This is a genomic window from Streptomyces caniscabiei, from assembly GCF_014930365.1.
Taxonomy (GTDB): domain Bacteria; phylum Actinomycetota; class Actinomycetes; order Streptomycetales; family Streptomycetaceae; genus Streptomyces; species Streptomyces caniscabiei.
In genome coordinates this window covers 761666-785014 of record NZ_JABXWI010000002.1, presented here as the reverse complement: position 1 = coordinate 785014, position 23349 = coordinate 761666, and the positions used below count along the sequence as shown (strand labels likewise).

Sequence of the window (23349 nt, the reverse complement as noted above, 5' to 3'; positions counted from 1 at the left end):
ACCCGTGACACCTGTGACGTTCGTGACCCCCCTGACCAGACCCGCCCGCCTCGTGCCCGGCGCGCGGGTGGCCGTCGTCGCGCCCAGCGGACCGGTCGTCGAGGAGCGGCTCAGCGCCGGGCTGGACCTGCTGCGCGGCTGGGACCTCGATCCCGTCGTGGCGCCCCACACACTGGACCGGCACCCCGGGTTCCCCTATCTAGCGGGCACGGACGCCGACCGCGCCGCCGACTTCCAGAACGCCTGGTGCGACCCGTCGGTGTCCGCCGTGCTGTGCGCCCGCGGCGGGTACGGCGTGCAGCGGATGGTCGACCTGCTCGACTGGGACGCGATCCGGGCGGCGGGCCCCAAGGCGCTCGTCGGGTTCAGTGACATCACCGCCCTGCACGAGGCCTTCGCCACCAGGGCCGGTCTTGTCACCCTGCACGGGCCCATGGCCGCGGGCGTCGACTTCCTCAAGAACAGCCGGGCCCAGGAGCATCTGCGGGCCACGCTGTTCTCCCCCGAGACGGTGCGCACGATCCGGGCCGCCGAGGGAAGCGCCGCCCTGGTGCCGGGCCGTGCGCGGGGGGTCCTCCTCGGTGGCTGCCTCTGTCTGCTCGCGGCCGAGCTGGGCAACCCGCACGCCCGGCGCTCGGCCCGGGGCGGCCTGCTCTGCCTGGAGGACGTCGGCGAGGAGACCTACCGCCTCGACCGCTACCTCACCCAGCTCCTGCGCGCGGGCTGGCTGGACGGGGTCGCCGGCGTCGTCCTCGGCTCCTGGGCGGAGTGCGAGCCGTACGAGAAGGTGCGGGCGCTGCTCGTCGACCGGCTCGGCGGGGTCGGGGTGCCGATGGTGGAGGAGTTCGGATTCGGCCACGGGGAAGGGGCGCTGACGATCCCCTTCGGGGTGACGGCGGAGCTGGACGCGGAGGCGGGGACGCTGACACTGGACGAGCCGGCCCTGCTCTGAGGGCCAGCTCCCCGGCCGGCCGCCCGGTGTCGCCCGGCCGGGGCTTCTCCCCGCCTGGGTGTCTTTCCGCCGGGGTGTCTCCCACCGGGCGCATCCCGGGCGATCGCGTCATCCTGGAGACATGAGCCCGAAGACATCGGCACGAGTCGGGACGCATGGGCGGAAGCGGTGGAGCGAGACGCTGACCCCCGGCAGGGTCCTCGTGGGTCTGCTCGCCGTCCTCGCGCTCGTCTTCGTGTTCCAGAACACCCAGAGCACCGACATCCAGCTGCTGGTCTCCGAGGTCACCATGCCCCTGTGGCTGGCTCTCCTCGGGACGGGCCTGGTCGGAGCGGTGTGCGGGGCGTACTTCATGAGACGGCGCAGGTGACACCCGCTCCGACGTACCGTGGCGGGGTGTCCGAGAACGTTCGTCATCTCATCGAAGGCCCCCGCGTCGCGATCCGCCGCTTCACACCCGGGGACGGCCCCGAGTTCGTCGCACGGGTGCGGGAGAGCGCGGAGCTGCACCGGCCGTGGCTGTTTCCCCCGGCCACACCCGCGGCGTACGCCGCGTACGCGGGACGGCTCATCGAGGATCCGACCAAGGCCGGGTTCCTGGTGTGCGAGAAGGACGGCGGGGGCATCGCCGGATTCATCAACATCAACAACATCGTGGAGGGCGGCTTCCAGAGCGGCGCCCTCGGCTACGGGGCCTTCGCCCACGCCGCCGGACGCGGCCTGATGGGGGAGGGGCTCGCACTGGTGGTCGAGTACGCGTTCACCTTCATGGGGCTGCACCGGCTGGAGATCAACGTGCAGCCCGGGAACGCCGCCTCCATCGCCCTCGCCCGGCGGTGCGGCTTCCGGCTGGAGGGCTTCTCGCCGGACTTCCTGTTCATCGACGGGGCCTGGCGGGACCACCAGCGGTGGGCGCTGACCACGGAGATGGAGCGCCCGGTCCCGGGCGGGGGCCGTCTCCCGGAGCCGCCCGGGGGCCGTCTCCCGGAATGATCCGTTCCCGTCCCGGCGGACGGCGCCGTCGCTCAGGATGGGACCCATGCGGAACATCGTCGTCGTGGACGCCCCCTCCAATCTCGGCCTGCGGCCGCCCGCCCCGGGGACCGTGCCCGGCTGCCACAAGCTCGCCGGCGCCCTGCGGGAACAGGGCATCGTGCGGCGCCTCGGCGCGCTGGAGGGCGGGGTGGTGGTGCCGCCGCGCTACGACCGGGGCGACTGGCAGGAGGGCGACGGCGTCTTCAACGCCGGCGCGATCGCCTCGTACACCCGTAGGCTCGCCGACCGGATCGAGCGGCACGTCCGGGCCGGTGAGCTGCCCGTCGTCCTCGGCGGGGACTGTTCGATCCAGCTCGGCGCCTCGCTCGCGCTGCGGCGGATCGGGCGGTACGGGCTGGTCGCCGTCGACGCCTCCGCCGACTTCCGGCATCCGGGGAACTCCGACCGGGTCGGCGCGGCCGGCGGTGAGGAGCTGGCGCTCGCCACCGGGCGCGGACAGCCGGACCTGACCGACCTGGAGGGCCTCGGGCCCTATCTGCGCGACGAGGACGTACGGCTCTTCGGCATCCGGGACGCGTTCGAGGACGAGCGCGCCGAGCTGGCCGCCCTGAAGATCCCCGTCGTGACCGTCGGCGAGCTGCGCACCTGGGGCGCGGACGATCTCGCCCGGGTCACCGCGCTGAGCTTCGAGACACCCGAACTGGCCGGGTTCTGGGTGCACCTGGACGCCGACGTCCTCGACCCGTCCGTCATGCCCGCCGTCGACAGCCCCGACCCCGACGGGCTCCTGCCCGACGAACTGACCGCGCTGCTGCGCCCGTTGGTCCGCTCACCGCACTGCGTGGGCCTCAACGTCACCATCTACGACCCCGATCTGGACCCCGACGGCACGGCGGGCGCGCTGCTCACGGACCTCGTCGTGGCCGCGTTCGCCCCCTGACGCTCACCCCACCGTCCGGCGGTCCGCGTACTCGTAGACCGAGCCGTCGGGGTGGACGGCGATCAGGTTGCGGCCGACGGGCGTGGGGATGGGGCCGGCCAGCACCTGGGCGCCGGAGGCGGTGAGGACCCGGTTCGCCTCGTCGACGTCCTCGACCGCGATGGTCGCGGCCACCTTCCGCAGGACCTCCAGCTCCGACTCGGGTCCACTCATCAGCAGGAAGCAGCCGACGGCGGCCACCTGGACGCCGCCGCGTTCGAAGCGCATGGCCGGCCCGCCCGAGAGTCTCTCGTAGAACGGGACCGCGGCTTCCAGGTCGTCGACGCAGATGCGGAGCGTGGTGCCGAGAATCTCCATGGAGCAGAGCCTAGTTGGGGATCCGCCCCGGGCGCATGCCGCGTTACGCGGGCGGGGGCACGGGTACCCGGAGGCGATGGACCGCTTGAATCATCTCGAACATCTGGACAAGCACCTGGTCGACGAGCTGGCGCTGGTGGCCCGCGAGACCATCCGCGACGAGCTGCGGCAGCAGACCCGCAAGCAGCGCCGCAAGGCGGCGCTGTACGCCGCGTCCGGGGCGCTCGCCCTGTACGCGGGTGCCGCCCTCGCGCTGGCCCTCGGGCTGGCCCTGTCGCTCGGCCTGCCGGACTGGGCCGCGGCGCTCATCACGGCCGTGGTGCTCGGCGTGGCGGCGTACGTGCTGAGGAGCGCGGCGCGGCCCTCGGCGTCCCGGCCGACGGCCGAGCACGAGGGCGACCTCGCGGCGGGTCGTGACCGGGTCGTCGGCGGTACGGCGCCCGGGACGCCCCCGGGCGGGACCGGCCCGGCCGGCTATCCGCCGGTGCCGCCCGTCGCACCCGGCGGTGCGACCGGCGCGCCGCCCCCGGTCGGCGTCGACCCCGAGGACCCGCGCCACCGGCAGCGGTGAGCGGAGGAAACAGAAGGAATCGGGGCCCGGACGTCATCGACGTCCGGGCCCCGATTCCGGTGCGCCGCGGCCGGCGGTCCGTGCGGCGGACGTGCACTCGGCCCAGACGATGGGGAGAGGGAAACACCATCTGGGCCGAGAATCCGGGGGCGGTGCGGGTCAGCGAGGACCCCGCTGGAGTCGCGGCAGCACCTTCGTGCGGTAGAAGTCGAAGAAGCCGCGCTGGTCGGGGCCGATCTGGCTGACGTAGACGCGGTCGAAGCCCGCGTCGGCGAAGGCGGTCAGCTCGGCGACGTGTTCGTCGACGTCGTCGCCGCAGACCGTGTTCTCGCCCACCATCTGCTCGGTCACCAGCGGCTCCAACTGCTCGAAGTGGCGGGGCGTGGGCAGGATCTGCCCCATCTCGCCCGGCAGCAGCTGGTTCGACCAGAGGTGGCGGACGAGCCGCACGGCGGCGTCCCGGTCGGGGCCCCAGCACACCTTCGTACCGCCGCTGACGGGGTTCGCGCCCCCGCCGCCCTTGCGGTACTGGGTCACCAGCTCCTCGTCGGGGCTCATGGTGATGAAACCGTCGCCGACGCGGGCGGCGAGGGCGGTGGCCTTGGGGCCGAAACCGGAGATGTCGATGGGGACGGGCGCCTCGGGGAGCGTGTAGAGGCGGGCGTTCTCCACCGTGAAGTGCGTGCCGCGGTGGGTGACCTCCTCGCCGGTGAACAGGCGCCGCATCACCTGGACCGACTCCTCCAGCATCTCCAGACGGACGTCCGCCGGGGGCCAACGGGTGCCGAGGACATGCTCGTTGAGCGCCTCGCCCGAGCCGATGCCGAGCCGGAAACGACCGCCGGTCATCACCGAACTCGTCGCCGCGGCCTGCGCGACGACCGCCGGGTGGATCCGGACGGTCGGACAGGTCACCGCCGTCTCGATCGGAAGCGACACGGCCTCGGAGAGCGCGCCGATCACCGACCATACGAAGGGGCTCTGGCCCTGGGCGTCGTTCCACGGGTGGAAGTGGTCCGAGATCCACAGACAGTCGAATCCGGCTTGCTCGGCCATCCTCGCCTGCTCGATCAGCTCGGCGGGACCGAACTCCTCGGTCGCCAGGAAGTATCCGTACTCGGGCATGGGGACTACCTCCGCGACAGGTGCGATCGGGGCGGGACCGGGACGTGGTCCGAGTACCCGGGGATCACGGCGGAAACCCGCGCACGATCGGGTGACCCGCCGGTTTGGGCCCGTTGACCAGGGGGACGCGGAAGGTTCGTACGCACGCGACCACGCCGGAGGCGCACCGTGAGTCGACCCCGCATCGTGATCGTCGGTGCCGGTTTCGCCGGCTACCGGACGGCCCGCACCCTCGCGCGGCTGACCCGGAACAAGGCCGACATCACCCTGCTCAACCCGACCGACTACTTTCTGTATCTCCCCCTGCTGCCCCAGGTCGCCGCGGGCATCCTGGAACCACGCAGGGTCACCGTCTCCCTCACCGGCACCCTGCCCCATGTGCGGCTGGTGCTGGGCGAGGCCGACGACATCGACCTCGACGAGCGCACCGTGCGCTATTCGGACCCCGAGGGCGGCGTCGGCACCCTCACCTACGACCGGCTGGTCCTCGCCGCCGGCAGCGTCAACAAGCTGCTGCCCATCCCGGGCGTCGCCGAGCACGCCCACGGCTTCCGGGGGCTGCCCGAGGCGCTGTACCTGAGGGACCACGTCACCCGGCAGGTGGAGCTGGCCGCGGGCAGCGAGGACCCCAAGAGCTGCGACGCGCGGTGCACCTTCGTGGTGGTCGGCGCCGGGTACACCGGGACCGAGGTCGCCGCGCACGGCCAGATGTTCACCGACGCGCTGGTCCGCAAGCAGCCGTTGCGGGAGGGCATGCGGCCGCGCTGGATCCTGCTCGACATCGCGGACCGGGTGCTGCCCGAGATGGACGAGAAGCTGTCGCGGACCGCCGACAAGGTGCTGCGGCAGCGAGGCGTCGACGTACGGATGGGGACCTCCGTGAAGGAGGCCACACCGAACGGAGTGCTGCTGAGCGACGGGGAGTTCGTCGACACCCGCACCCTCGTGTGGTGCGTGGGCGTACGGCCCGACCCGCTCGCCGAGTCCCTCGGGCTGCCGATGGAACGCGGCCGGCTGCTCGTCGAGCCCACGTTGCAGGTGCCGGGCCGGCCCGGGGTGTTCGCCTGCGGCGACGCGGCCGCCGTGCCCGATCTCACCAAGCCCGGCCAGTACACCCCGATGACCGCCCAACACGCCTGGCGGCAGGGCAAGGTGGCCGCGTACAACGTCGCCGCCTCCCTCGGCCGGGGCGAGCCCGAGCCGTACCGCCACAGCGACCTCGGCTTCGTCGTGGACCTCGGCGGGGTCAAGGCCGCCGCCAACCCGCTCGGTGTGCCGCTGTCCGGCCTCGCCGCCGGAGCCGTCACCCGCGGCTATCACCTCGCCGCCATGCCCGGCAACCGCGTCCGGGTCGCCGCCGACTGGCTCCTCGACGCCGTACTGCCCCGCCAGGCCGTCCAGTTGGGCCTCGTACGGTCCTGGTCGGTCCCCCTGGACACGGCCTCGCCGGAGCTGGCCAGGATGCCGGGCGCGCCGGAGAGGGCGACGGCGGGCGCCGGGAAGCCGCCGACCGCATCACCGGGCCGCAAGCTCGGCACGGTGTCCGAAGACCCGCCAAAGCCCGCCGAGGGTTCCGGAGGAGAGTCATGAACAGCCGTCACATGAACGAGCTGGCACAGCAGTTGAGGGTCGACAGCGTGCGCGTCTCGGACGCCGCGGGCTCCGGGCATCCGACGTCGTCCATGTCGGCCGCCGAGCTGATGGCGGTGCTCCTCGCGGGGCACCTGCGGTACGACTTCGACCGGCCCCAGCACCCGGGCAACGACCGCTTCGTCCTGTCCAAGGGACACGCCTCGCCGCTGCTGTACTCCGCGTACAAGGCGGCGGGCGCGATCAGCGAGACCGAGCTGATGACCTACCGGAAGCTGGGCAGCCGGCTGGAGGGGCACCCCACGCCGCGGCGGCTGCCGTGGGTGGAGACGGCCACCGGGTCGCTCGGCCAGGGACTGCCCGTCGGCGTCGGCATCGCCCTGGCCGGGAAGCGGCTGGACCGCACCGGCTACCGGGTGTGGGTGCTGTGCGGCGACAGCGAGCTGGCCGAGGGCTCGGTGTGGGAGGCCGCCGAGCACGCCGCGTACGAGCATCTGGACAATCTGACGGCGATCGTCGACGTCAACCGGCTCGGTCAGCGCGGGCCCACCCGGCACGGGCACGACCTGGACGCCTACGCCCGCCGCTTCGCGGCCTTCGGCTGGCACACCATCGAGATCGACGGACACGACGTGGACGCCGTCGACCGGGCCTACGGCGAGGCCGAGTCCACCAAGGGCCAGCCCACCGTGATCCTCGCCCGCACCCTCAAGGGCAAGGGCGTCGAGGCCGTCGAGGACCGCGAGGGCCTGCACGGCAAGCCGCTCAAGGACGCCGACGACGCGATCGCGGAACTCGGCGGCGTACGCGACCTCCGCGTCGAGGTCCGCCAGCCGCCTGCCGCCCGGATGCTGCACGCCGTACGCACCGGACACCTGGAACTGCCGCGCCACGAGACCGGTGACGAGGTCGCCACCCGGGACGCCTACGGGCAGGCCCTCACCGCGCTCGGCTCCGCCCGCGGTGACATCGTCGCCCTCGACGGCGAGGTCGGCGACTCCACCCGCTCGGAGTTCTTCGCCAAGGAGCACCCCGACCGCTACTTCGAGTGCTACATCGCCGAACAGCAGCTGGTGGCCGCCTCGGTGGGCCTCGCGGCGCGCGGCTGGGTGCCGTACGCCGCCACCTTCGCGGCGTTCCTCAGCCGCGCCCACGACTTCGTCCGCATGGCGTCGGTCAGCGGGGCCGGCATCAACCTCGTCGGCTCCCACGCGGGAGTCGCCATCGGCCAGGACGGGCCCTCCCAGATGGGCCTGGAGGACCTGGCGATGATGCGCTCGGTGCACGGCTCGACCGTGCTGTACCCGTGCGACGCCAACCAGACCGCCAAGCTCGTCGGCACCATGGCCGGCCTGGAGGGCATCCGCTATCTGCGGACGTCCAGGGGCGCGTCGCCCGTCCTCTACAGCCCGACCGAGGAGTTCCCGGTCGGCGGCAGCAAGGTGCTGCGGGCCTCGGACACCGACCGGCTGACGGTCGTCGCGGCCGGGGTCACCGTCCACGAGGCCCTCAAGGCCGCCGAGGCACTGGACCGGGAGGGCATCCAGGTCCGGGTGATCGACCTCTACTCGGTCAAGCCCGTCGACCGCCGCACCCTGCGGGAGGCCGCCGAACGCACCGGCTGCATCCTCACCGTCGAGGACCACCACGAGGAGGGCGGTCTCGGCGACGCGGTCCTCGACGCCTTCCTCGACGGCCGCCCGGTGCCCCGCCTGGTGCGCCTGGCGGTCCGGACGATGCCGGGCTCGGCCTCCCCCGAGGAGCAGCTGCGCGAGGCGGGCATCGACGCGGAGGCGATCGCGGTGGCCGGACGGCTGCTGGTGGAGCACGCGATCACGCCCTGAAAGCCCTGAGCGCACTGAAAGCCCTGAGCGCGCTGAGAGCCCTGAACGATCGCGATCCGGAGAGGAGCAGGCGATGGGGGACACGCACACGATGAGGGTCGGCCGCCGTACCGTCGAGATCCACCGGCCGGACAAGGTGCTGTTCCCCGCGGACGGCGACGGCGGCAAGGAGTACACCAAGGGCGACCTCGTCGCCTACCACCGGGCCGTCGCGCCGTTCATGCTGCCGCATCTGCGCGGGCGCCCGCTGATGCTGGAACGGCACCCCGACGGGCTCGACGGGCCCATGTTCATGCAGAAGAACACCCCCGAGCACTACCCGGAGTGGATCGAGCGCGTCGAGGTGCGCAAGGAGGGCGGCACGGTCCTCCACCCGGTCTGCGACGACGCCGCCACCCTCGTCCACCTCGCCGACCAGGCCTGTCTCACCCTGCACCGCTGGCTCTCCCGGACCGGCGACGTCGACCGGCCCGACCGGCTGGTCCTCGACCTCGACCCGGCGGTGGACGACTTCGCCCAGGTCCGGGAGGCGGCCCGGGACGTACGGGACCTGCTCGACCGGCTGAAACTGCCGTCCGTGCCGATGACCACCGGCTCCAGGGGCGTCCATGTCGTCGTACCGCTGAACGGGCACGACGACTTCGACTCGGTGCGCGGCTTCGCCCGGGAGATCGCCGAGGAACTCGTCCGCGCCCGTCCCGAGCGGCTCACCGTCGAGCCGCGCAAGAAGGACCGGGGCGACCGGCTGTACCTCGACATCCAGCGCAACGCCTACGCCCAGACCGCCGTCGCCCCCTACACCGTGCGCGCCCGCCCCGGGGCGCCCGTGGCCACGCCTCTGACCTGGGAACAGCTCGACGACCCCGCCGTCGACGCCCGCCGCTGGACCCTGGCGGACGCCGTCGACCAGGCCCGCACCGATCCCTGGGCGGGGGCGCCCGCCCGGGGCCGGGCGCTCGGCCCCGCGCGGCGCAGGCTCGCGGCGCTGCGCGGCTGACACCGAAAGGTTTGGCCAACGGCCGGGGGGCCACTCGGTGTTCGAGGTGGCCATGTCGAACACATCAAACACATCAAAAACACAGAATTCACGCGAAAAGCACGAATCTAAGCCCGAATCGGATGAAACCGAAGAGGTGAGGGAATCGGCGGACGAGCGACCCAGCCCCATGCAGGTGCTGCGTCATGCGCGGACCCAGCTCGCCGAGCTGACCGGCATGGCGCCCGAGTCCGTGTCGTCGTTCGAGCAGAGCGAGGACGGCTGGACGTTGGAGGTCGAGGTCCTGGAGATCGCCCGGGTCCCCGACACGATGAGCCTGCTCGCGAGCTATCGGGTGGAACTCGACCCGCGGGGCGAGCTCACCGGCTATCGGCGCGTCCGCCGTTACGAACGCGGGCGGGCCGATCCGCACCGCCGTTAGACGACTTTCCGTTCCCACCATCCCCCCAGCATCCACAGAGAAGGAGGATCGGCCGGCATGACCGTAGTCCCGGCACAGCAGTCCGGCGGCGGAGGCGGCAGCAGCGGCCTGTACGACGTCCTGGAACTCATTCTCGACAGGGGGCTCGTCATCGACGCCTTCATACGAGTCTCCCTGGTCGGCATCGAGATCCTGAAGATCGACGTCCGTGTCGTCGTCGCCAGCGTCGACACCTATCTGCGCTTCGCCGAGGCGTGCAACCGGCTCGACCTGGAGGCCGGGCCGCGCAAGAACCCCGGCCTGCCGGATCTCGTCGGTGAGATGACGGAGTCCGGCGCGCGCGGCAAGTCCAAGGGGGCGCTGTCCGGCGCCGCCGAGACGATCTCCGACGCGTTCAAGCAGTCCCGCGAGGAGAGCCAGTCCGAGTCGCGCCCGCGCGCCCGTAGGACCACGAGCTCGCGCAAGAAGGAGGAACAGGAGTGAGCACGTACGTCTACGGCATCACCGCCGGCTCGCACCCCGGCCTCCCCGAGGGCATGGGCGGGGTGGGCGACCCCGCCCGCCCGGTGCGCATCCTCAAGGAGGGAGAGCTGGCGGCGATCGTCAGTGAGGCCCCCGAGGGGCTGCGCCCCAAGCGCAAGGACCTGCTCGCCCACCAGAACGTCCTGAGCGAGGCGGGCGCGGGCGGCCCGCTGCTGCCCATGCGGTTCGGCAGCGTCGCCCCCGACGACGCGTCCGTCACCGGGGTGCTCGCGGAACGCGCGGAGCACTACAGGGAACGGCTCGGCGCCCTCGACGGCAAGGTCGAGTACAACGTGAAGGCCAGCCACGACGAAGAGGCCGTGCTGCACCGCGTGATGGGGGAGAACCCCGAGCTGCGGGCCATGACCGAGGCCAACCGGCAGGCGGGCGGCGGCACTTACGAGGACCGGCTGCGGCTCGGCGAGATGGTCGTCGCCGCCGTGCAGGCCCGGGAGGCCGACGACGCGACGGAGTTGCGGCAGGCGCTGGAGCCGGCCGCCGAGGCCGTCAGCGCGGGCCCCGAGTCGACCGGCTGGCTGGCCAATCTGTCGTTCCTCGTGGACCGGCAGTCGGCCGCGGGCTTCCTCGAAGCCGTGGACGCGGTCCGCAAGAGCCATCCGCACATCGAGGTGCGGGTGAACGGACCGCTGCCCCCGTACAGCTTCGTCGAGCCGGGGCCCGCGCAGCCCGCCGAGACGACGCACTGACACAGCACATGACGGCCGAGGAGGCGAGTGCATGGGACTGATCACCGAGGTGCTGCTGCTGCCGTTCGCACCGGTACGCGGCAGCCTCTGGACGGTGAGACAGGTACTCACCGAGGCCGAGCGCCAGTACTACGACCCGGCGGCCGTCCGCGCCGAACTCGCCCGCCTCGAGCAGCGGCTCGAAGCGGGCGAGATCGATGAGGAGGAGTTCGACCGCCTGGAGGACGAGCTTCTCGACCGGCTGGAGATCAGCACGCAGAGAAGCACAGGAACCGGCAACGGGACGGCATGATGAATCGCATAGGACTGGGCCTCGCCGTAGGGGCCGGGTACGTCCTCGGACGTACCAAGAAGATGAAACTGGCGTTCGCCGTCGGCACCATGGTGGCCGGCAAGCGGATGCACCTGAGCCCCCGCGCGCTCGCCGACCTGGTGTCGCAGCAACTGCAGAACAACCCGCAGTTCAAGGAGTTGGGGGACCAGCTCCGCGAGGACCTGCGGGGCGCGGGCAAGGCGGCCACCGGAGCGCTGGTGGAGCGGCAGATCGAAGGGCTCGCCGGGCGGCTGCACGGGCGTACCTCGCAGGTGCGCGACCGGCTCGCCGGGGTGACACCGGAGGTGCCGGGGCGCGACGAGGACGAGGAGCCGGAGTCCGGCCACGACGCGTCCGAGGAGCCGCGGCGGTCGACGCGCGGGCAGGCGGCGAAGAAGGCCCCGGCCAAGAAGACCGCCCCGGCGAAGAAGACGGCGGCCAGGAAGACCGCCCCGGCGAAGAAGACGGCTTCGGCGAAGAAGACCGCGCCGGCCAGGAAGACCGCGCGCAAGGCCACGCGGTCGACCACGAAGGGAGGCGGCGGCGATGACTGAGACCCTCGGATCGACGGCCGGCCGTGCGACCGGCGGGGCCGCGGACCGGGCGAAGGACGCGACGAGCAGCAACCCGCTCGCCGACGTCGCCCACAGCGAAGCGGTCGACCATCTCAAGGCCGAGGCGCGGGAGTACCTGGCCGCGCAGGCCCAGCGGCTGCTCGTCGGCGCGGGCCGCAAACTCGGCGAGACGACCGGCAAGCTCAACGACATCGCCGAGGGCAACAGCCCCGGCTTCGCCAAGCTGGCCCTCGACGGCGGCCGCAAGCTCGCCGAGGGCAAGGGGCCGCTGCGCACCGCCCTGGAGGTGGGCGCCGGCCGGGCCAAGGACAACGTGCTCGGCGCGCTCAAGAACCTCGGCGGCGGCAAGGGCAAACGCAAGGGCGGCTCGGGCAACAAGCCCACCGTGATCATGGAGTCCGTCGACGTCGGGGTGCCGGTGCGGACCGCGTACGACCAGTGGACCCAGTTCCAGAGCTTCAGCACCTTCGCCAAGGGCGTGAAGAGCGCCAACCAGGCCGACGACACCCACTCGGACTGGCAGATGAAGGTCTTCTGGTCCAACCGGAGCTGGAAGGCCCACACCACCGAGCAGGTGCCCGACCAGCGGATCACCTGGACGTCCGAGGGAGCCAAGGGCACCACCAAGGGAGCTGTCACCTTCCACGCCCTCGCCGACGACCTCACCCGGGTGCTGCTCGTCATCGAGTACTACCCGAAGGGCCTGTTCGAGAAGACCGGCAACATCTGGCGCGCCCAGGGCCGCCGGGCCCGGCTCGATCTCAAGAACTTCGCCCGCTTCATCACGCTCAGGGGCGAGGCCGAGGACGGCTGGCGCGGTGAGATCCGCGACGGCGAGGTCGTCGTCAGCCACGAGGACGCCCTCGCCGAGGAGGAGCGGGAGGACGAGGAGCGGGACGACGAGGCCGAGGGCGAGCTGTCCGAGGACGAGGCACCGGAGGACGAGGCACCGGAGGACGAGGCACCGGAGGACGAGGCACCGGAGGACGACGAGGCCGAGGGCGAGTACGAGGAGGAGGACGAGCCGGACGAGGAGCCGGTCGACTCCGACGAGCCGGACGACGAGGCCGAGGCCGCCGACGAGGGCGAAGAGTACGCCGACGAGGACGAGGAAGGCGACCTGGAGGACCCGGACGAGGTACCCGAGGGCGAGTACGAGGACGTCCCCGAGGCCGAGGACGACGCCGGGGAGGACATCGAGGAGGAACCGTACGAGGATGAGGACGAGGAGCGGGCCGCCGTGGGCGGGAGTCGCCGATGACGTTCCCGAGCCGAGTCCCCGAGCCGTACGGGCAGAACGGGAGTGCCAACCTGGCCGACATCCTGGAGCGAGTCCTCGACAAGGGTCTGGTGATCGCGGGTGACATCCGCATCAACCTGCTCGACATCGAACTGCTCACCATCAAGCTGCGCCTGATCGTCGCCTCCGTCGACAAGGCCAAGGAGATGGGGATCGACTGGTGGGAGACCGACCCGGCGCTGTCGTCCAACGCCCGCCGTGACGAACTCTCCCGTGAGAACGCCGAGTTGCGCGCCCGGCTCGCGGAGCTGGACGACGGCGGGTACCGGCGGGAGCCGGAGCCGGCCATCGAGCGCGGCCGCGCCAGAGAGGAGCCCTCATGACCGGACTGCGGTATGTGTACGCCGTCTGCCGCCCCTTCGACGCGGCGCTCCAGTCCCAGCTCAAAGGGGTCGCGGGCGCGCCGCCCCGGCAGCTGCGCCACCACGATCTGATCGCCGTGGTCAGCGAGGTGCCGGAGCGCGACTTCGCCGAGCAACCGCTCCGCGCCCATCTGGAGGACCTGGACTGGCTGACCGAGACGGCCCGTGCCCACCAGAGCGTGATCGACGCCCTCACCGTCGTCACCACCCCGCTGCCGCTCAGGCTCGGCACCGTCTTCCGTGACGACAGCGGCGTACGGGTCATGCTGGAGGCCCGTGAGGAGGGCTTCCGGCGCACCCTGGAGCGGCTCGCGGGCCGGGTGGAGTGGGGCGTCAAGGTCTACGCGGAGTCCGAGGAGCGGGAGCCGTCCCAGGCGCCCGCGAAGGTCTCCAGCGGGCGCGACTACCTTCGGCAGCGGCGGCGGAGCCACCGGGCCCACGAGGAGATGTGGGAGAACGCCGACCGGTTCGCCCGCCGACTGCACGAGACGCTCGCGGAATTCGCCGAGGACACCCGGCTGCACGCCCCGCAGAATTCCGCGCTCTCCGGTGCCCCCGGGCGCAATGTGCTCAACGCGGCCTATTTGGTGCCGCGCGCGCATTCCGAGGAATTCGTGGAACTGGTGGACCGCACGAAAGGCGAGGAACCGGGATTGCGGGTGGAACTCACCGGGCCGTGGGCCGTTTATTCCTTCAGCGGGGAGACGACCGGGGCCGGGGAGGAAAGCCCGTGACCGTGATCGAACGCCGTGAGGTCGCCCTCGTCGACCTCCTCGACCGGCTGCTGGCAGGCGGGGTCGTCATCACCGGGGACCTCACCCTGCGCATCGCCGACGTGGACCTCGTCCGCATCGATCTGAACGCGCTGATCAGCTCCGTGAACGCACAGGTCCCGTCACCCTGGGGAGGAACCGAGTGAGCGGCCGCAACCGTCTCGAACTGGAGCCCGACACCGTCGAGAGGGACCTGGTCAAGCTGGTCCTGACCGTCGTCGAGCTGCTCCGTCAGCTCATGGAGCGGCAGGCGCTGCGCCGCTTCGACACCGGAGAGCTCTCGGAGGACCAGGAGGAGCGCATCGGGCTCACGCTGATGCTGCTGGACGACCGGATGACCGAACTCCGCGAGCGCTACGGCCTGCGGCCCGAGGACCTGAATCTGGACCTCGGGCCGCTCGGACCGTTGCTACCGCGGGAGTGACGTCACCACCTGTACCAGCGGCTCCTTCCTCCGGAGGCGGACGTGCCGCGCACCAGGAAGCCGAGGAGCCACAGCACCAGGACGGCCAATGCGATGTACCAGAGAATTTTCACCGCGAATCCGGCGCCGAAGAGAATGAGCACCAGAAGCAGTACCAGCAGGATGGGAACCATGATGCGAACCTCCTGATGGTCCGTGTTTCCCGAATTCCCGCTTTCAGGCCGCCTTGCGGCAGAGAATTTCTCCGTGCAGAACGGCGAACCAGCCGTCCTCCTGACGTCCCCATTCCCGCCAGGACTCCGCGATCGCCCGCAATTGCCCGGCCGTGGCGTGACCGTTCTCGGTGGCCCTTTCGGCATAGGCCGAGGCCACCGTCCGGTCCGCCCACAGGCCGCTCCACCAGGCCCGCTCCTCCGGCGTGGTGTAGGTCCAGGTGGCGGAGGTGGCCGTGATGTCGGTGAGCCCGGCGCGCAGCGCCCAGGACTTCAGCCGGCGCCCCGCGTCGGGCTCACCGCCGTTGGCCCGGGCCACCCGGCGGTACAGGTCCAGCCAGTCGTCCATGCCCGCCGACTCCGGGAACCAGGTCATCGCGGCGTAGTCCGAGTCGCGGACGGCGACGATCCCGCCCGGCCTGGTCACCCGGCGCATCTCGCGCAGGGCCTGCACCGGGTCGCCGACGTGCTGGAGCACCTGGTGCGCGTGGACCACACAGAAGGTGTCGTCGGGGAAGTCCAGGGCGTGGACGTCAGCGACGGCGAAGTCCGTGTTCGTCAGGCCGCGTTCGGCGGCCGTGGCCCGGGCCTGGTCCAGGATGCCGGGCGCGTGGTCGACGCCGGTGACATGGCCGTCCGGTACCAGGGCGGCCAGGTCCGCGGTGATGGTGCCCGGCCCGCAGCCGATGTCCAGGACCTTCATGTGGGGCTTCAGCGAACCGAGGAGGTAGGCCGCCGAGTTGGCGGCCGTGCGCCAGGTGTGCGAGCGCAGCACCGACTCGTGGTGTCCATGCGTGTAGACGGCGGTCTCCTGTGCTTCGGGCATGGCCGTTCCCCTTCCCCGAGGACCGCGACGACCGCGGGTCCGTCCCCGAACCGTACAACGACCATGCCGAATGGTGAGACCGCCGTCTTGAATTGTGGACACGCCCGCGTCGGCGGCGGGGTGGGTCAGCTCATCTGTACGGGCCGGTACACCGTGAGCGCCTCCGGAAGCTTCCGGAGCGTCAGATCCCCCTGCACCTCGGCGACTTCGCCGTCGTACGCGAGGAGGGTGCCCGGTGCGATGCCGTCCACCCGGAGCCGCCGTACCCGGACCGCGGCGTGGGCCGGGGTCCGGGTCAGCGGGCCCGCGAGGGCCGCCGCCAGCAGCCGCAGGGCCGGGCGGCGGCCGCCGTGCACGACACGGACGTCCAGCAGGCCGTCGGCCAGGTCGAAACGCCGGGCGGGGGCGAGGCCCAGCCGGTGGTAGGTGCCGTTGCCCGCGAAGAGCAGCCAGATCGGGCGGGGCCGGCCCTCGAAGGTGGCCTGGAGCGGATGCCGGTCGGAGCGCAGCACCCGCAGGGCCGCGACGACGCCCGCGGGCCAGCCGCCGACCACCTTCTCCCAGCGCTCGCGCTCCCGCACCAGCTCGGGGTAGACGCCGAGGCTGAAGGTGTTGACGAAGTGCCCCTCCGTGTCGCCGGTGGTGAAGTGACCGAGGTCCACCCGGACGGCCTCGCCCTGGCGCACCGCCCGGCCCAGGTCGCGCACGTCCTCCACGCCGAGGTCGTAGGCGAAGTGGTTGAGCGTGCCGCCGGGCAGGACGGCGAGGGGGAGGCCGTGGCGCAGGGCCACCTCGGCGGCGGCGTTCACCGTGCCGTCGCCGCCGCACACGCCGAGCACCCGGGCGCGGGTGGCGGCCTTCTCCAGCTCGGCGCGCACGTCCTCCGGCTCGCACTCCACGGTCTCGGCCCCCGGCAGCACGTCCCGCAGGGCGCGCACCCGGTCCGACGTGCCGGAGGCCCGGTTGGCGACCACGACCAGTCCGTCGCCGTCCGGCAGCGCGGGCGCGTCCACGTAGGGGCGGCCGGGCGGGGGCAGCTGGTCGCGGGTCGGCACGATGCCGCGTACGGCGTAGGCGGCGCCCACGCCCAGGGCGGCGCCCACCAGGACGTCGCTCGGGAAGTGCACGCCCGTGTACACCCGGGAGAGCGCCACGGCGGTGGCCAGCGGGGCGACGGCGGCGCCCCAGCCGCGCGACTCCAGGGCGACACCGGCGGCGAAGGCGGCGGCCGAGGCGGAGTGGCCCGAGGGGAACGAGGTGGTGATCGGCTGCCGCTTCAGCTGACGGGTCAGCGGCACGTTGTCCAGGACCGGGCGGGGGCGGCGGATCGAGCGCTTGCCGAGGGTGTTGATGGTCGCCGAGGCGAGTGCGAGCGAGGCGACGCCCCGGACGGCCGCCCGGCGGGCCCGCGGGCTGCGGGTCGCCGCGATCGCCGCCGCCGTGGCGAACCACAGCACCCCGTGGTTCGCGGCGCGGCTCAGCTTCGGCAGGAAGGGATGCGCACCGGGCCAGTCGCGGGTCGCGACCGCGTTGAACAGCCGGCTGTCCGCGGCGAGGAAACGGTCGCGGAGGATGTGGTGGCCCGGGGGGCGGACGGTGAGGTCGACGTCTGGGGTCATGTGTCCACGGGTACCCCATCGCGCCACAAGCGTGTCGGGCGGGGTGGGAACGGTCCCTGATATGTCGGGTAGCGAACTGATTGTCGTACCGGGAGTGGCCGTGCAGAATGCACGGGACCGCCCTCGCCCCGCGCGCGAGGGCGGCGTGCGAGGAGGACGGGCCATGGTCGCCGTCATGTGGTTGTCGGTGGCGGCGCTAGGTGGCGCGGCTGCGGCCGCCCTGTCGACGTTCCTGAAGATGCGCGGGGCCGCCGCCGCCCGGACCGCGGAACTGCGACAGCTGGAGCGGCTCGTGGAGCGACGGGCGGAACAGGTCACCGCGCTCAGCCATGAGCTGCGCACACCGCTCAGCATGATCAAGGGCTCGGTGGACCTGCTGCGCGAGGGGACGCCCGGCCCGCTGACGGCGGCGCAGGAGCGGCTGCTGCAGGTCGCCGACCACCAGTCCACGCAGGTCATCGGTCTGTGCGAGAGTCTGCTGATCCAGGCGAAGATCGAGGCCGGTCTCTTCACCCCGCGCATGGAGAAGGTGGACGTGTCGGTGGTGGTGCGCGACGTCGTCACCGCGATGCGACCGCTGTGCGCCCAGCGCGGCCAGCGGGTCGGTCTGGACGTGCCGCAGGTGATGCCGAGGATCCCGGCGGACCCGATGCTGCTGACCCAGGCGCTGACGAACCTGCTGTCCAACGCCAGCCGCTTCACCACCACGGGCGGCAGCATCGACGTCCGGGTCGCGCTGATCGACACCGGCGTCGCCGTGTACGTCACCGACGACGGCGCCGGGATGACGAGGGAGGAACGGCACCGGCTGTTCCACCGCTTCGCGACCGGGCGTCCCCTCGCCGACGGGACCGGCCTCGGTCTCGTGATCACGAAGACGGTGGTGGAACTGCACGGAGGCGAGATCATGGTGCACACCGCGTCGTCCCGGGGGACGACGTTCCTGCTGACCCTGCCGGACGCGGCATGACGGTGGAGACGAGGACGGCGGCCGGACCCACCGCGCTGGTGGTCGACGACGAACCGCAGATGACGATCATCATCGAGTTCGCCCTGGAGACCCAGGGCTTCACGGTGCTCACCGCGCACGACGGGGCGACCGCCCTCCACCTGCTGCGCACCCGCGCCGTCGACCTGGTCGTCCTGGACGTGATGATGCCGGCGATGGACGGGCTCACCCTCTGCGGGCGGATCCGGGCCCGCTCGGACGTACCGGTCATGCTGCTCACCGCGCTGTCCCAGCACGACGACGTGATCGCCGGGCTGGAGCACGGCGCGGACGACTACGTCACCAAGCCGTTCCACCCGCGTGAGGTGGCCCTGCGCGCCGAGGCCCTGGTGCGACGGCACCGCCGGGGCGGCGGCACCGCGCTGCGCGTGGGCCGGCTGGTGATCGACCCGGTGGCGCAGTCGGCGAGCCTCGGCCCCCACCGGCTGGACCTGCCGTTCACGGAGTTCAAACTGCTGACCCATCTCGCCTCCCGGCGGGGCGTGCCGCAGTCCTGGCAGGACCTGCTCCGGGAGGTGTGGGGCACCTCGGACCTGCTGGGCGGCCGGGACGTCGTCAAGTCCACGGTGTACCGGCTGCGCTCGCGGCTGGCCGGGGTCCCGGGCGGCTCGGCGTACATCCGCACCCTGCGCGGCGTCGGCTATCTGATGCCGGACCCGCCCCCGGACGACCCGGACCCGGAGGGCACCCCCACCACCGCGCCCGACGGGCCGCCCACGGGCTGACCGCGGGGCGACCGGCCCCGACGGCGCACGTGACGTGCTCGGTGACGGCGCTGTCACCGGGGCTCACTCCGCCGTCACCGCGGCCCTGTTCACCCGCTCCTAATCTGGCCGAAACATCGACCGGCCGAGCCGTACCAGGCCTGAGAATGCGGAGGTCAACGCCGTGACAGTCGTGACCAGTGGAAGACGCGCGCGCCGTGGCGCGGTATGGACGACGGCCCTCGCGGCCCTGACCGTCGCCGCCGCGAGCGGCTGCGCCCGGGACACCGTCCAGGCCGGCTCCGGACCGGACGGCGGCGTCGTGCACGTGGCCTGTGGCGCGACCGAGGAGTGGTGCGCCGCCACCACGGAGCGGTTCGCCGACACCACCGGCGTGAAGGCCGACTTCGTCCGCCTCTCCAGCGGCGAGGCCCTCGCCCGCATCCAGGCCGGCAAGGGCAACGCCGAGTTCGACGTCTGGTACGGCGGCCCCGCCGACGGATACGCGGCCGCCGGCGACCAGGGCCTGCTGGAGCCCTATGTGTCGGAGAACGCCGCGGCCATCCCCGCGAAGTACAAGGACGTCTCCGGGCTGTGGACCGGCGTCTACGTCGGCGCGCTCGGTTTCTGCAGCAACAAGGAACTGCTGAAGGAGAAGGGTCTCGACGCCCCGCGGTCCTGGAAAGACCTCCTCGACCCGAAGCTCAAGAAGGACATCGGCATCGCGCACCCCTCCACCTCGGGCACCGCGTACACGGCCCTGTGGACGCAGGTGCAACTGGCCGGCGGCGACGAGGCCAAGGCGCTCGGCTACATGCGCGACCTGCACCCGAACGTGCTCCAGTACACCAAGTCCGGCGCGGCGCCCGCGCAGATGACGGCCCGCGGCGAGGTCGCCGTCGGCGTGATCTTCTCCCACGACTGCATAGCCACCCAGGAGGCCGGCTTCCCCGACCTCGAAGTGACCTTCCCGTCCGAGGGCACCGGCTACGAGACCGGCGGGGTCGCGCTGGTCAGGGGCGCGAAGAACCACGAGAGCGCGAAGAAGTTCGTCGACTGGGCGCTGACCCCCGAGGCCCAGGAGATCGGCCCGACCGTCAAGGCCTACCAGTTCCCGACCAACCCCGCCGCCAAGGTCTCGGACAAGGTCGTCGACCTGGCGAGCATCAAGGTCGTGGACTACGACGCCGCCGAGGCCGGGGCGCGGAAGACGGCGCTGACCAAGTGGTTCGACGAAGACGTCGCGCAGGCGCCCAAGTCATGACCGCGATCCTCTCCGACCGTGAGCCCGCCACCCCCGCGCGGGTGGCGGCTCCGCGCCGACGCCGCCGGCGGGCCGATCTGGGCGTCAGGGTCCTGATCGCCGTCGTCGCCCTGCTCGTGGTGGTCGGCGCCGTGGTGCCGCTGGTCGCGGTGCTCGCCACCGCCTTCGCCCCCGACGCACTGCCCCGCTACGCCGAGTTCTTCACCTCCCGGGTCGACCTCGTCGTCCTGCGCAACACCCTCGTCCTCGGCGCCCTCGTCGGCCTCTGCGGGACGGCACTCGGTTTCCTGTTCGCCTTCGTGCAGACCCGGCTCGATGTGCCCGGCAAGAAGATCCTGCACGTCATCGCCCTGATGCCGATCGTCAGCCCGCCCTTCGCGATCGCCACCGCCACGGTCGTGCTGTACGGCAGGCGCGGTGTCGTCAGCAACGGCGTCTTCGGGGTGGAGTACGACATCTACGGCCTGGACGGGCTGGTGTTCGTCCTGTCGCTGTCCCTCTTCCCGGTGGCGTACCTGGGTCTGCTCGGCATGCTGCGCGGGCTGGATCCGGCCCTGGAGGAGGCCGCCATGAACATGGGCGCCTCGCGGTGGCGGATCCTGCGGACGCTGATCCTGCCGCTGGTGGCGCCCGGACTGGTCGCGCCGTTCCTGCTGCTGTTCGTGGAGGCCATCGCCGACCTCGCCAACCCCCTGGTGCTCGGCGGCGACTACACGGTCCTCGCCAGCCGCGCCTATCTCGCGGTCACCGGCGAGTACGACATCACCGGCGCCGCCGTCTACTGCGTGATCCTGCTGGTGCCGTCGCTGGCGATGTACTTCGGGCAGCGGCACTGGATGAGCCGCAAGGTCCGCACGACCATCACCGGCCGCCCCTCCGGCAGCGTCCACCTGATCACCGGCTGGGCCCGCTGGCCCTTCTACTCGCTGGCCCTGCTGGCCGCCGCGGTGATCCTCAGCCTCTACGGCACCGTCCTCGTCGGCTCGGTGACCCGGGTGTTCGGCGTCGACAACACCCTCACCCTCGACTACCTCAAGGAGGTCGTCGCCGGGGTGGGCGTGGAAGCCGTCCTGGACACCCTCCGGTTCGCCGCGATCGCCACCCCCGTCGCCGGCATCGTCGGACTGGTCATCGCCTGGCTGGTCGTACGGCATCTGGACCGGACGGCCTGGCTGCTCGACCTCGGGGGCACCCTGGGCGTCGCCGTCCCCGGGACCGTGCTCGGCATCGGCTTCGTCCTCGCCTACCGGCCCGACCGCTGGATCGGCCCCGTCCACGCCCTGCCCAGCCTGGTCGGCGGCAGCGCGATCGCCGGCGGCGCGGTCGCCATCGTCCTCGCCTACGTCGTCCGCAGCATCCCCGCCGGCCAGCGCACCGCCGTCGGCTCGCTCACCCAGCTGCACCCGTACATCGAGCAGGCCTCCACCGACCTGGGCGCCAGCCCGCTCCAGACGTTCCGCCGGGTGACCCTCCCCCTCATCCGCCCGGCACTGCTCACCGGGCTGAGCTACAGCTTCGCCCGCAGCATGACGTCCGTCTCGACGATCGTCCTGCTGGTCACCCCCCAGACGAAGATCATCACCTCCCAGGTCCTCAGCGCCGCGGGCACCGGCCGCTACGGCGTCGCCTTCGCCTACTGCACCGTGCTGACCGTGCTGGTCCTGGCGGGCTTCGCCCTCATCCGTCTCCTCGTCGGCACGGGCGCCGCCCTCCACCGCACCGCCACCTCCGAAAGGCAGAAGTCATGACCGCCGCCGCGCCCGAACGCACCCTCGCGCCGACGCGAGAGACCGACAGCGGACATCTGCGGCTCGACGCCCTGACCAAACGGTTCACCGGCCGCTCCGGCACCGTCACGGCCGTCGACAGCGTCTCGCTCGACATCGAACCTGGCGAGTTCATCACCCTGCTCGGCCCGTCCGGCTGCGGCAAGACCACCACCCTGCGCATGGTCGCCGGCTTCGAGGACTCCTCCAGCGGCGGCATCCTCCTCGACGGCCGGGCCATCGACGCCATGCCGCCGCAGCGCCGGCCCATGGCGATGGTGTTCCAGAGCTACGCGCTCTTCCCCCACATGACGGTCGCGGAGAACATCGCCTACGGGATGCGCCTTCAGCGGCGTACCCGTGACGACATCGCCACCAGCATGCGGATGGCCCTCACCAGCATGAACCTGGTCGGTCTTGAGGACCGCAGCCCGCACGAGCTGTCCGGCGGCCAGCAGCAGCGGGTCGCGCTCGCCCGCGCCCTCGTCGTCCAGCCGAAGGTCCTGCTCTTCGACGAACCGCTGTCCAACCTGGACGCCAAGCTGCGGGACGCGATGCGGGCCGAGATCCGGCGCATCCAGAAGATGTTCGGCATCACCAGCCTCTACGTCACCCACGACCAGGACGAGGCGATGAGCATGTCCGACCGGATCGTGGTGATGAACAAGGGCCGGGTGGAGCAGGCCGCCACCCCGGGCGAGATCTACGCCCGGCCGGCCAGTGTGTTCGTCGCCGACTTCATCGGCCGGGCGAACTTCCTGGAGGCGATGCCCGAGCGGGTCGTGGACGGACGGGGCACCGTGACCGTCCTCGGCCGACGGCTCACCGTCGCCGCCCATCCCAAGGTGACCGCCAAGGGCGCCGGCGCCTATCTGATGGTGCGGCCGGAGACGGCACGGCTGTCCGCCGTCACCGACGGCGGCACCGGCATCGGCGCGGTCCTGCGCTCCACCTTCCACGGCGCGACGATCGACTACGAGGTGGAGACGACCGGCGGCACCGTCACGGTCACCGAGGCGGGCGTCGACCCCCGCGACGCCCTGACCGAGGGCACCAACGTCGACGTCACCTTCGACCCGGACCGCTCGTACCTGCTCACCCAGGACTAGCGCCCAGGGGCTGCCGCCGACCGACGCGGACAGCCCCTGAGCCGCCGTTCTCCCGGCCGGGCAGCCCGCCT

General features: G+C 72.1%; 28 protein-coding genes. 23 read left to right on the top strand and 5 right to left on the bottom strand.

The window, feature by feature from the left end:
* Positions 1-22: 22 nt before the first annotated feature.
* From HW837_RS07960 to HW837_RS07945, 4 genes are all read left to right on the top strand, one after another.
* Entirely contained in the window at positions 23-952 is a 930-nt protein-coding gene (locus HW837_RS07960) for a S66 peptidase family protein (RefSeq protein WP_045556895.1), read from the top strand.
* 121 nt (positions 953-1073) lie between these two features.
* Complete coding sequence (locus tag HW837_RS07955; protein ID WP_045556582.1) at positions 1074-1322, top strand: lipopolysaccharide assembly protein LapA domain-containing protein; 249 nt, start codon at positions 1074-1076, stop codon at positions 1320-1322.
* A gap of 26 nt (positions 1323-1348) precedes the next feature.
* Positions 1349-1945, top strand: coding sequence for a GNAT family N-acetyltransferase (locus tag HW837_RS07950; RefSeq protein ID WP_045556896.1), 597 nt, complete (start codon positions 1349-1351; stop codon positions 1943-1945).
* Between the two features lie 46 nt (positions 1946-1991).
* Positions 1992-2888: an arginase family protein gene (locus HW837_RS07945; protein WP_193379864.1), complete on the top strand. Its 897-nt coding sequence runs from the start codon at positions 1992-1994 to the stop codon at positions 2886-2888.
* Positions 2889-2891: 3 nt separating this feature from the next.
* Here HW837_RS07945 and HW837_RS07940 read toward each other — a convergent pair whose 3' ends face one another.
* Positions 2892-3245, bottom strand: coding sequence for a VOC family protein (locus tag HW837_RS07940; RefSeq protein WP_045556584.1), 354 nt, complete (start codon positions 3243-3245; stop codon positions 2892-2894).
* A gap of 76 nt (positions 3246-3321) precedes the next feature.
* Here HW837_RS07940 and HW837_RS07935 point away from each other — a divergent pair, with 76 nt between their 5' ends.
* Positions 3322-3816 (top strand): phage holin family protein, encoded by a 495-nt coding sequence (locus HW837_RS07935; protein WP_193379865.1) that lies wholly within the window; start codon positions 3322-3324, stop codon positions 3814-3816.
* A 159-nt stretch (positions 3817-3975) separates the two neighbouring features.
* On the opposite strand, the gene HW837_RS07930 is transcribed toward HW837_RS07935, so the two are convergent.
* Positions 3976-4941 carry an LLM class F420-dependent oxidoreductase gene (locus tag HW837_RS07930; protein ID WP_045556586.1) on the bottom strand — a complete coding sequence of 322 codons (966 nt, stop codon included), beginning with the start codon at positions 4939-4941 and terminating at the stop codon, positions 3976-3978.
* Between the two features lie 168 nt (positions 4942-5109).
* Here HW837_RS07930 and HW837_RS07925 point away from each other — a divergent pair, with 168 nt between their 5' ends.
* The 13 genes from HW837_RS07925 to HW837_RS07865 all read left to right on the top strand — a co-directional run bounded on the left by HW837_RS07925 (position 5110) and on the right by HW837_RS07865 (position 14769).
* A complete protein-coding gene (locus HW837_RS07925) occupies positions 5110-6531 on the top strand; it encodes an NAD(P)/FAD-dependent oxidoreductase (protein WP_256255046.1) in 1422 nt (473 codons plus the stop codon).
* Positions 6528-8375, top strand: a complete 1848-nt coding sequence (locus HW837_RS07920; RefSeq protein WP_045556587.1) for a transketolase — start codon at positions 6528-6530, stop codon at positions 8373-8375. The genes HW837_RS07925 and HW837_RS07920 overlap by 4 nt, the downstream gene beginning before the upstream one ends.
* A 73-nt stretch (positions 8376-8448) precedes the next feature.
* Positions 8449-9372, top strand: coding sequence for a non-homologous end-joining DNA ligase (gene ligD / locus HW837_RS07915; RefSeq protein WP_045556588.1), 924 nt, complete (start codon positions 8449-8451; stop codon positions 9370-9372).
* Between the two features lie 52 nt (positions 9373-9424).
* Positions 9425-9793: a gas vesicle protein GvpO gene (locus HW837_RS07910; protein WP_078853377.1), complete on the top strand. Its 369-nt coding sequence runs from the start codon at positions 9425-9427 to the stop codon at positions 9791-9793.
* A gap of 57 nt (positions 9794-9850) precedes the next feature.
* Positions 9851-10276: a gas vesicle structural protein GvpA gene (locus HW837_RS07905; protein WP_045556590.1), complete on the top strand. Its 426-nt coding sequence runs from the start codon at positions 9851-9853 to the stop codon at positions 10274-10276.
* Positions 10273-11022: a GvpL/GvpF family gas vesicle protein gene (locus HW837_RS07900; RefSeq protein WP_045556591.1), complete on the top strand. Its 750-nt coding sequence runs from the start codon at positions 10273-10275 to the stop codon at positions 11020-11022. Before HW837_RS07905 ends, HW837_RS07900 begins: the two co-directional genes overlap by 4 nt.
* A 31-nt stretch (positions 11023-11053) precedes the next feature.
* Positions 11054-11314 (top strand): gas vesicle protein GvpG, encoded by a 261-nt coding sequence (locus HW837_RS07895; protein ID WP_045556592.1) that lies wholly within the window; start codon positions 11054-11056, stop codon positions 11312-11314.
* Entirely contained in the window at positions 11314-11889 is a 576-nt protein-coding gene (locus HW837_RS07890) for a hypothetical protein (protein WP_045556593.1), read from the top strand. The genes HW837_RS07895 and HW837_RS07890 overlap by 1 nt, the downstream gene beginning before the upstream one ends.
* Positions 11882-13171, top strand: coding sequence for an SRPBCC family protein (locus HW837_RS07885; protein ID WP_193379866.1), 1290 nt, complete (start codon positions 11882-11884; stop codon positions 13169-13171). The genes HW837_RS07890 and HW837_RS07885 overlap by 8 nt, the downstream gene beginning before the upstream one ends.
* Positions 13168-13533, top strand: a complete 366-nt coding sequence (locus HW837_RS07880; RefSeq protein ID WP_045556595.1) for a gas vesicle protein — start codon at positions 13168-13170, stop codon at positions 13531-13533. The genes HW837_RS07885 and HW837_RS07880 overlap by 4 nt, the downstream gene beginning before the upstream one ends.
* Positions 13530-14306, top strand: a complete 777-nt coding sequence (locus HW837_RS07875) for a GvpL/GvpF family gas vesicle protein (RefSeq protein ID WP_045556596.1) — start codon at positions 13530-13532, stop codon at positions 14304-14306. The genes HW837_RS07880 and HW837_RS07875 overlap by 4 nt, the downstream gene beginning before the upstream one ends.
* Entirely contained in the window at positions 14303-14491 is a 189-nt protein-coding gene (locus HW837_RS07870) for a gas vesicle protein (protein WP_045556597.1), read from the top strand. The genes HW837_RS07875 and HW837_RS07870 overlap by 4 nt, the downstream gene beginning before the upstream one ends.
* On the top strand, positions 14488-14769 hold the full coding sequence (locus HW837_RS07865; protein ID WP_045556598.1) for a gas vesicle protein K: 282 nt from the start codon (positions 14488-14490) through the stop codon (positions 14767-14769). The genes HW837_RS07870 and HW837_RS07865 overlap by 4 nt, the downstream gene beginning before the upstream one ends.
* Before the next feature lie 2 nt (positions 14770-14771).
* On the opposite strand, the gene HW837_RS07860 is transcribed toward HW837_RS07865, so the two are convergent.
* The 3 genes from HW837_RS07860 to HW837_RS07850 all read right to left on the bottom strand — a co-directional run bounded on the left by HW837_RS07860 (position 14772) and on the right by HW837_RS07850 (position 17426).
* Positions 14772-14942, bottom strand: a complete 171-nt coding sequence (locus HW837_RS07860; RefSeq protein WP_045556599.1) for a hypothetical protein — start codon at positions 14940-14942, stop codon at positions 14772-14774.
* A gap of 43 nt (positions 14943-14985) precedes the next feature.
* Positions 14986-15807, bottom strand: coding sequence for a class I SAM-dependent methyltransferase (locus tag HW837_RS07855; RefSeq protein WP_045556600.1), 822 nt, complete (start codon positions 15805-15807; stop codon positions 14986-14988).
* 125 nt (positions 15808-15932) lie between these two features.
* Complete coding sequence (locus HW837_RS07850) at positions 15933-17426, bottom strand: bifunctional phosphatase PAP2/diacylglycerol kinase family protein (protein WP_045556601.1); 1494 nt, start codon at positions 17424-17426, stop codon at positions 15933-15935.
* Between the two features lie 163 nt (positions 17427-17589).
* On the opposite strand from HW837_RS07850, the gene HW837_RS07845 reads away from it, so the two are divergent.
* The 5 genes from HW837_RS07845 (at position 17590) to HW837_RS07825 (ending at position 23278) form a co-directional block, all read left to right on the top strand.
* Complete coding sequence (locus HW837_RS07845) at positions 17590-18396, top strand: sensor histidine kinase (protein ID WP_052682841.1); 807 nt, start codon at positions 17590-17592, stop codon at positions 18394-18396.
* Complete coding sequence (locus HW837_RS07840; RefSeq protein ID WP_193379867.1) at positions 18393-19160, top strand: response regulator transcription factor; 768 nt, start codon at positions 18393-18395, stop codon at positions 19158-19160. The genes HW837_RS07845 and HW837_RS07840 overlap by 4 nt, the downstream gene beginning before the upstream one ends.
* Before the next feature lie 172 nt (positions 19161-19332).
* Positions 19333-20403, top strand: coding sequence for an ABC transporter substrate-binding protein (locus tag HW837_RS07835; protein ID WP_052682846.1), 1071 nt, complete (start codon positions 19333-19335; stop codon positions 20401-20403).
* Positions 20400-22151 (top strand): ABC transporter permease, encoded by a 1752-nt coding sequence (locus tag HW837_RS07830; RefSeq protein ID WP_060886349.1) that lies wholly within the window; start codon positions 20400-20402, stop codon positions 22149-22151. Before HW837_RS07835 ends, HW837_RS07830 begins: the two co-directional genes overlap by 4 nt.
* Positions 22148-23278 carry an ABC transporter ATP-binding protein gene (locus HW837_RS07825; protein WP_045556603.1) on the top strand — a complete coding sequence of 377 codons (1131 nt, stop codon included), beginning with the start codon at positions 22148-22150 and terminating at the stop codon, positions 23276-23278. The genes HW837_RS07830 and HW837_RS07825 overlap by 4 nt, the downstream gene beginning before the upstream one ends.
* Positions 23279-23349: the final 71 nt, after the last annotated feature.

Coding starts and splice junctions, on each gene's coding strand:
- HW837_RS07930 (WP_045556586.1), bottom strand. CDS start 4,941: ATGCCCGAGTACGGATACTTCCTGGCGACCGAGGAGTTCGGTCCCGCC.
- HW837_RS07955 (WP_045556582.1), top strand. CDS start 1,074: ATGAGCCCGAAGACATCGGCACGAGTCGGGACGCATGGGCGGAAGCGG.
- ligD (WP_045556588.1), top strand. CDS start 8,449: ATGGGGGACACGCACACGATGAGGGTCGGCCGCCGTACCGTCGAGATC.
- HW837_RS07850 (WP_045556601.1), bottom strand. CDS start 17,426: ATGACCCCAGACGTCGACCTCACCGTCCGCCCCCCGGGCCACCACATC.
- HW837_RS07895 (WP_045556592.1), top strand. CDS start 11,054: ATGGGACTGATCACCGAGGTGCTGCTGCTGCCGTTCGCACCGGTACGC.
- HW837_RS07880 (WP_045556595.1), top strand. CDS start 13,168: ATGACGTTCCCGAGCCGAGTCCCCGAGCCGTACGGGCAGAACGGGAGT.
- HW837_RS07890 (WP_045556593.1), top strand. CDS start 11,314: ATGAATCGCATAGGACTGGGCCTCGCCGTAGGGGCCGGGTACGTCCTC.
- HW837_RS07830 (WP_060886349.1), top strand. CDS start 20,400: ATGACCGCGATCCTCTCCGACCGTGAGCCCGCCACCCCCGCGCGGGTG.
- HW837_RS07845 (WP_052682841.1), top strand. CDS start 17,590: ATGGTCGCCGTCATGTGGTTGTCGGTGGCGGCGCTAGGTGGCGCGGCT.
- HW837_RS07905 (WP_045556590.1), top strand. CDS start 9,851: ATGACCGTAGTCCCGGCACAGCAGTCCGGCGGCGGAGGCGGCAGCAGC.
- HW837_RS07825 (WP_045556603.1), top strand. CDS start 22,148: ATGACCGCCGCCGCGCCCGAACGCACCCTCGCGCCGACGCGAGAGACC.
- HW837_RS07945 (WP_193379864.1), top strand. CDS start 1,992: ATGCGGAACATCGTCGTCGTGGACGCCCCCTCCAATCTCGGCCTGCGG.
- HW837_RS07885 (WP_193379866.1), top strand. CDS start 11,882: ATGACTGAGACCCTCGGATCGACGGCCGGCCGTGCGACCGGCGGGGCC.
- HW837_RS07840 (WP_193379867.1), top strand. CDS start 18,393: ATGACGGTGGAGACGAGGACGGCGGCCGGACCCACCGCGCTGGTGGTC.
- HW837_RS07860 (WP_045556599.1), bottom strand. CDS start 14,942: ATGGTTCCCATCCTGCTGGTACTGCTTCTGGTGCTCATTCTCTTCGGC.
- HW837_RS07920 (WP_045556587.1), top strand. CDS start 6,528: ATGAACAGCCGTCACATGAACGAGCTGGCACAGCAGTTGAGGGTCGAC.
- HW837_RS07875 (WP_045556596.1), top strand. CDS start 13,530: ATGACCGGACTGCGGTATGTGTACGCCGTCTGCCGCCCCTTCGACGCG.
- HW837_RS07910 (WP_078853377.1), top strand. CDS start 9,425: ATGTCGAACACATCAAACACATCAAAAACACAGAATTCACGCGAAAAG.
- HW837_RS07935 (WP_193379865.1), top strand. CDS start 3,322: ATGGACCGCTTGAATCATCTCGAACATCTGGACAAGCACCTGGTCGAC.
- HW837_RS07940 (WP_045556584.1), bottom strand. CDS start 3,245: ATGGAGATTCTCGGCACCACGCTCCGCATCTGCGTCGACGACCTGGAA.
- HW837_RS07855 (WP_045556600.1), bottom strand. CDS start 15,807: ATGCCCGAAGCACAGGAGACCGCCGTCTACACGCATGGACACCACGAG.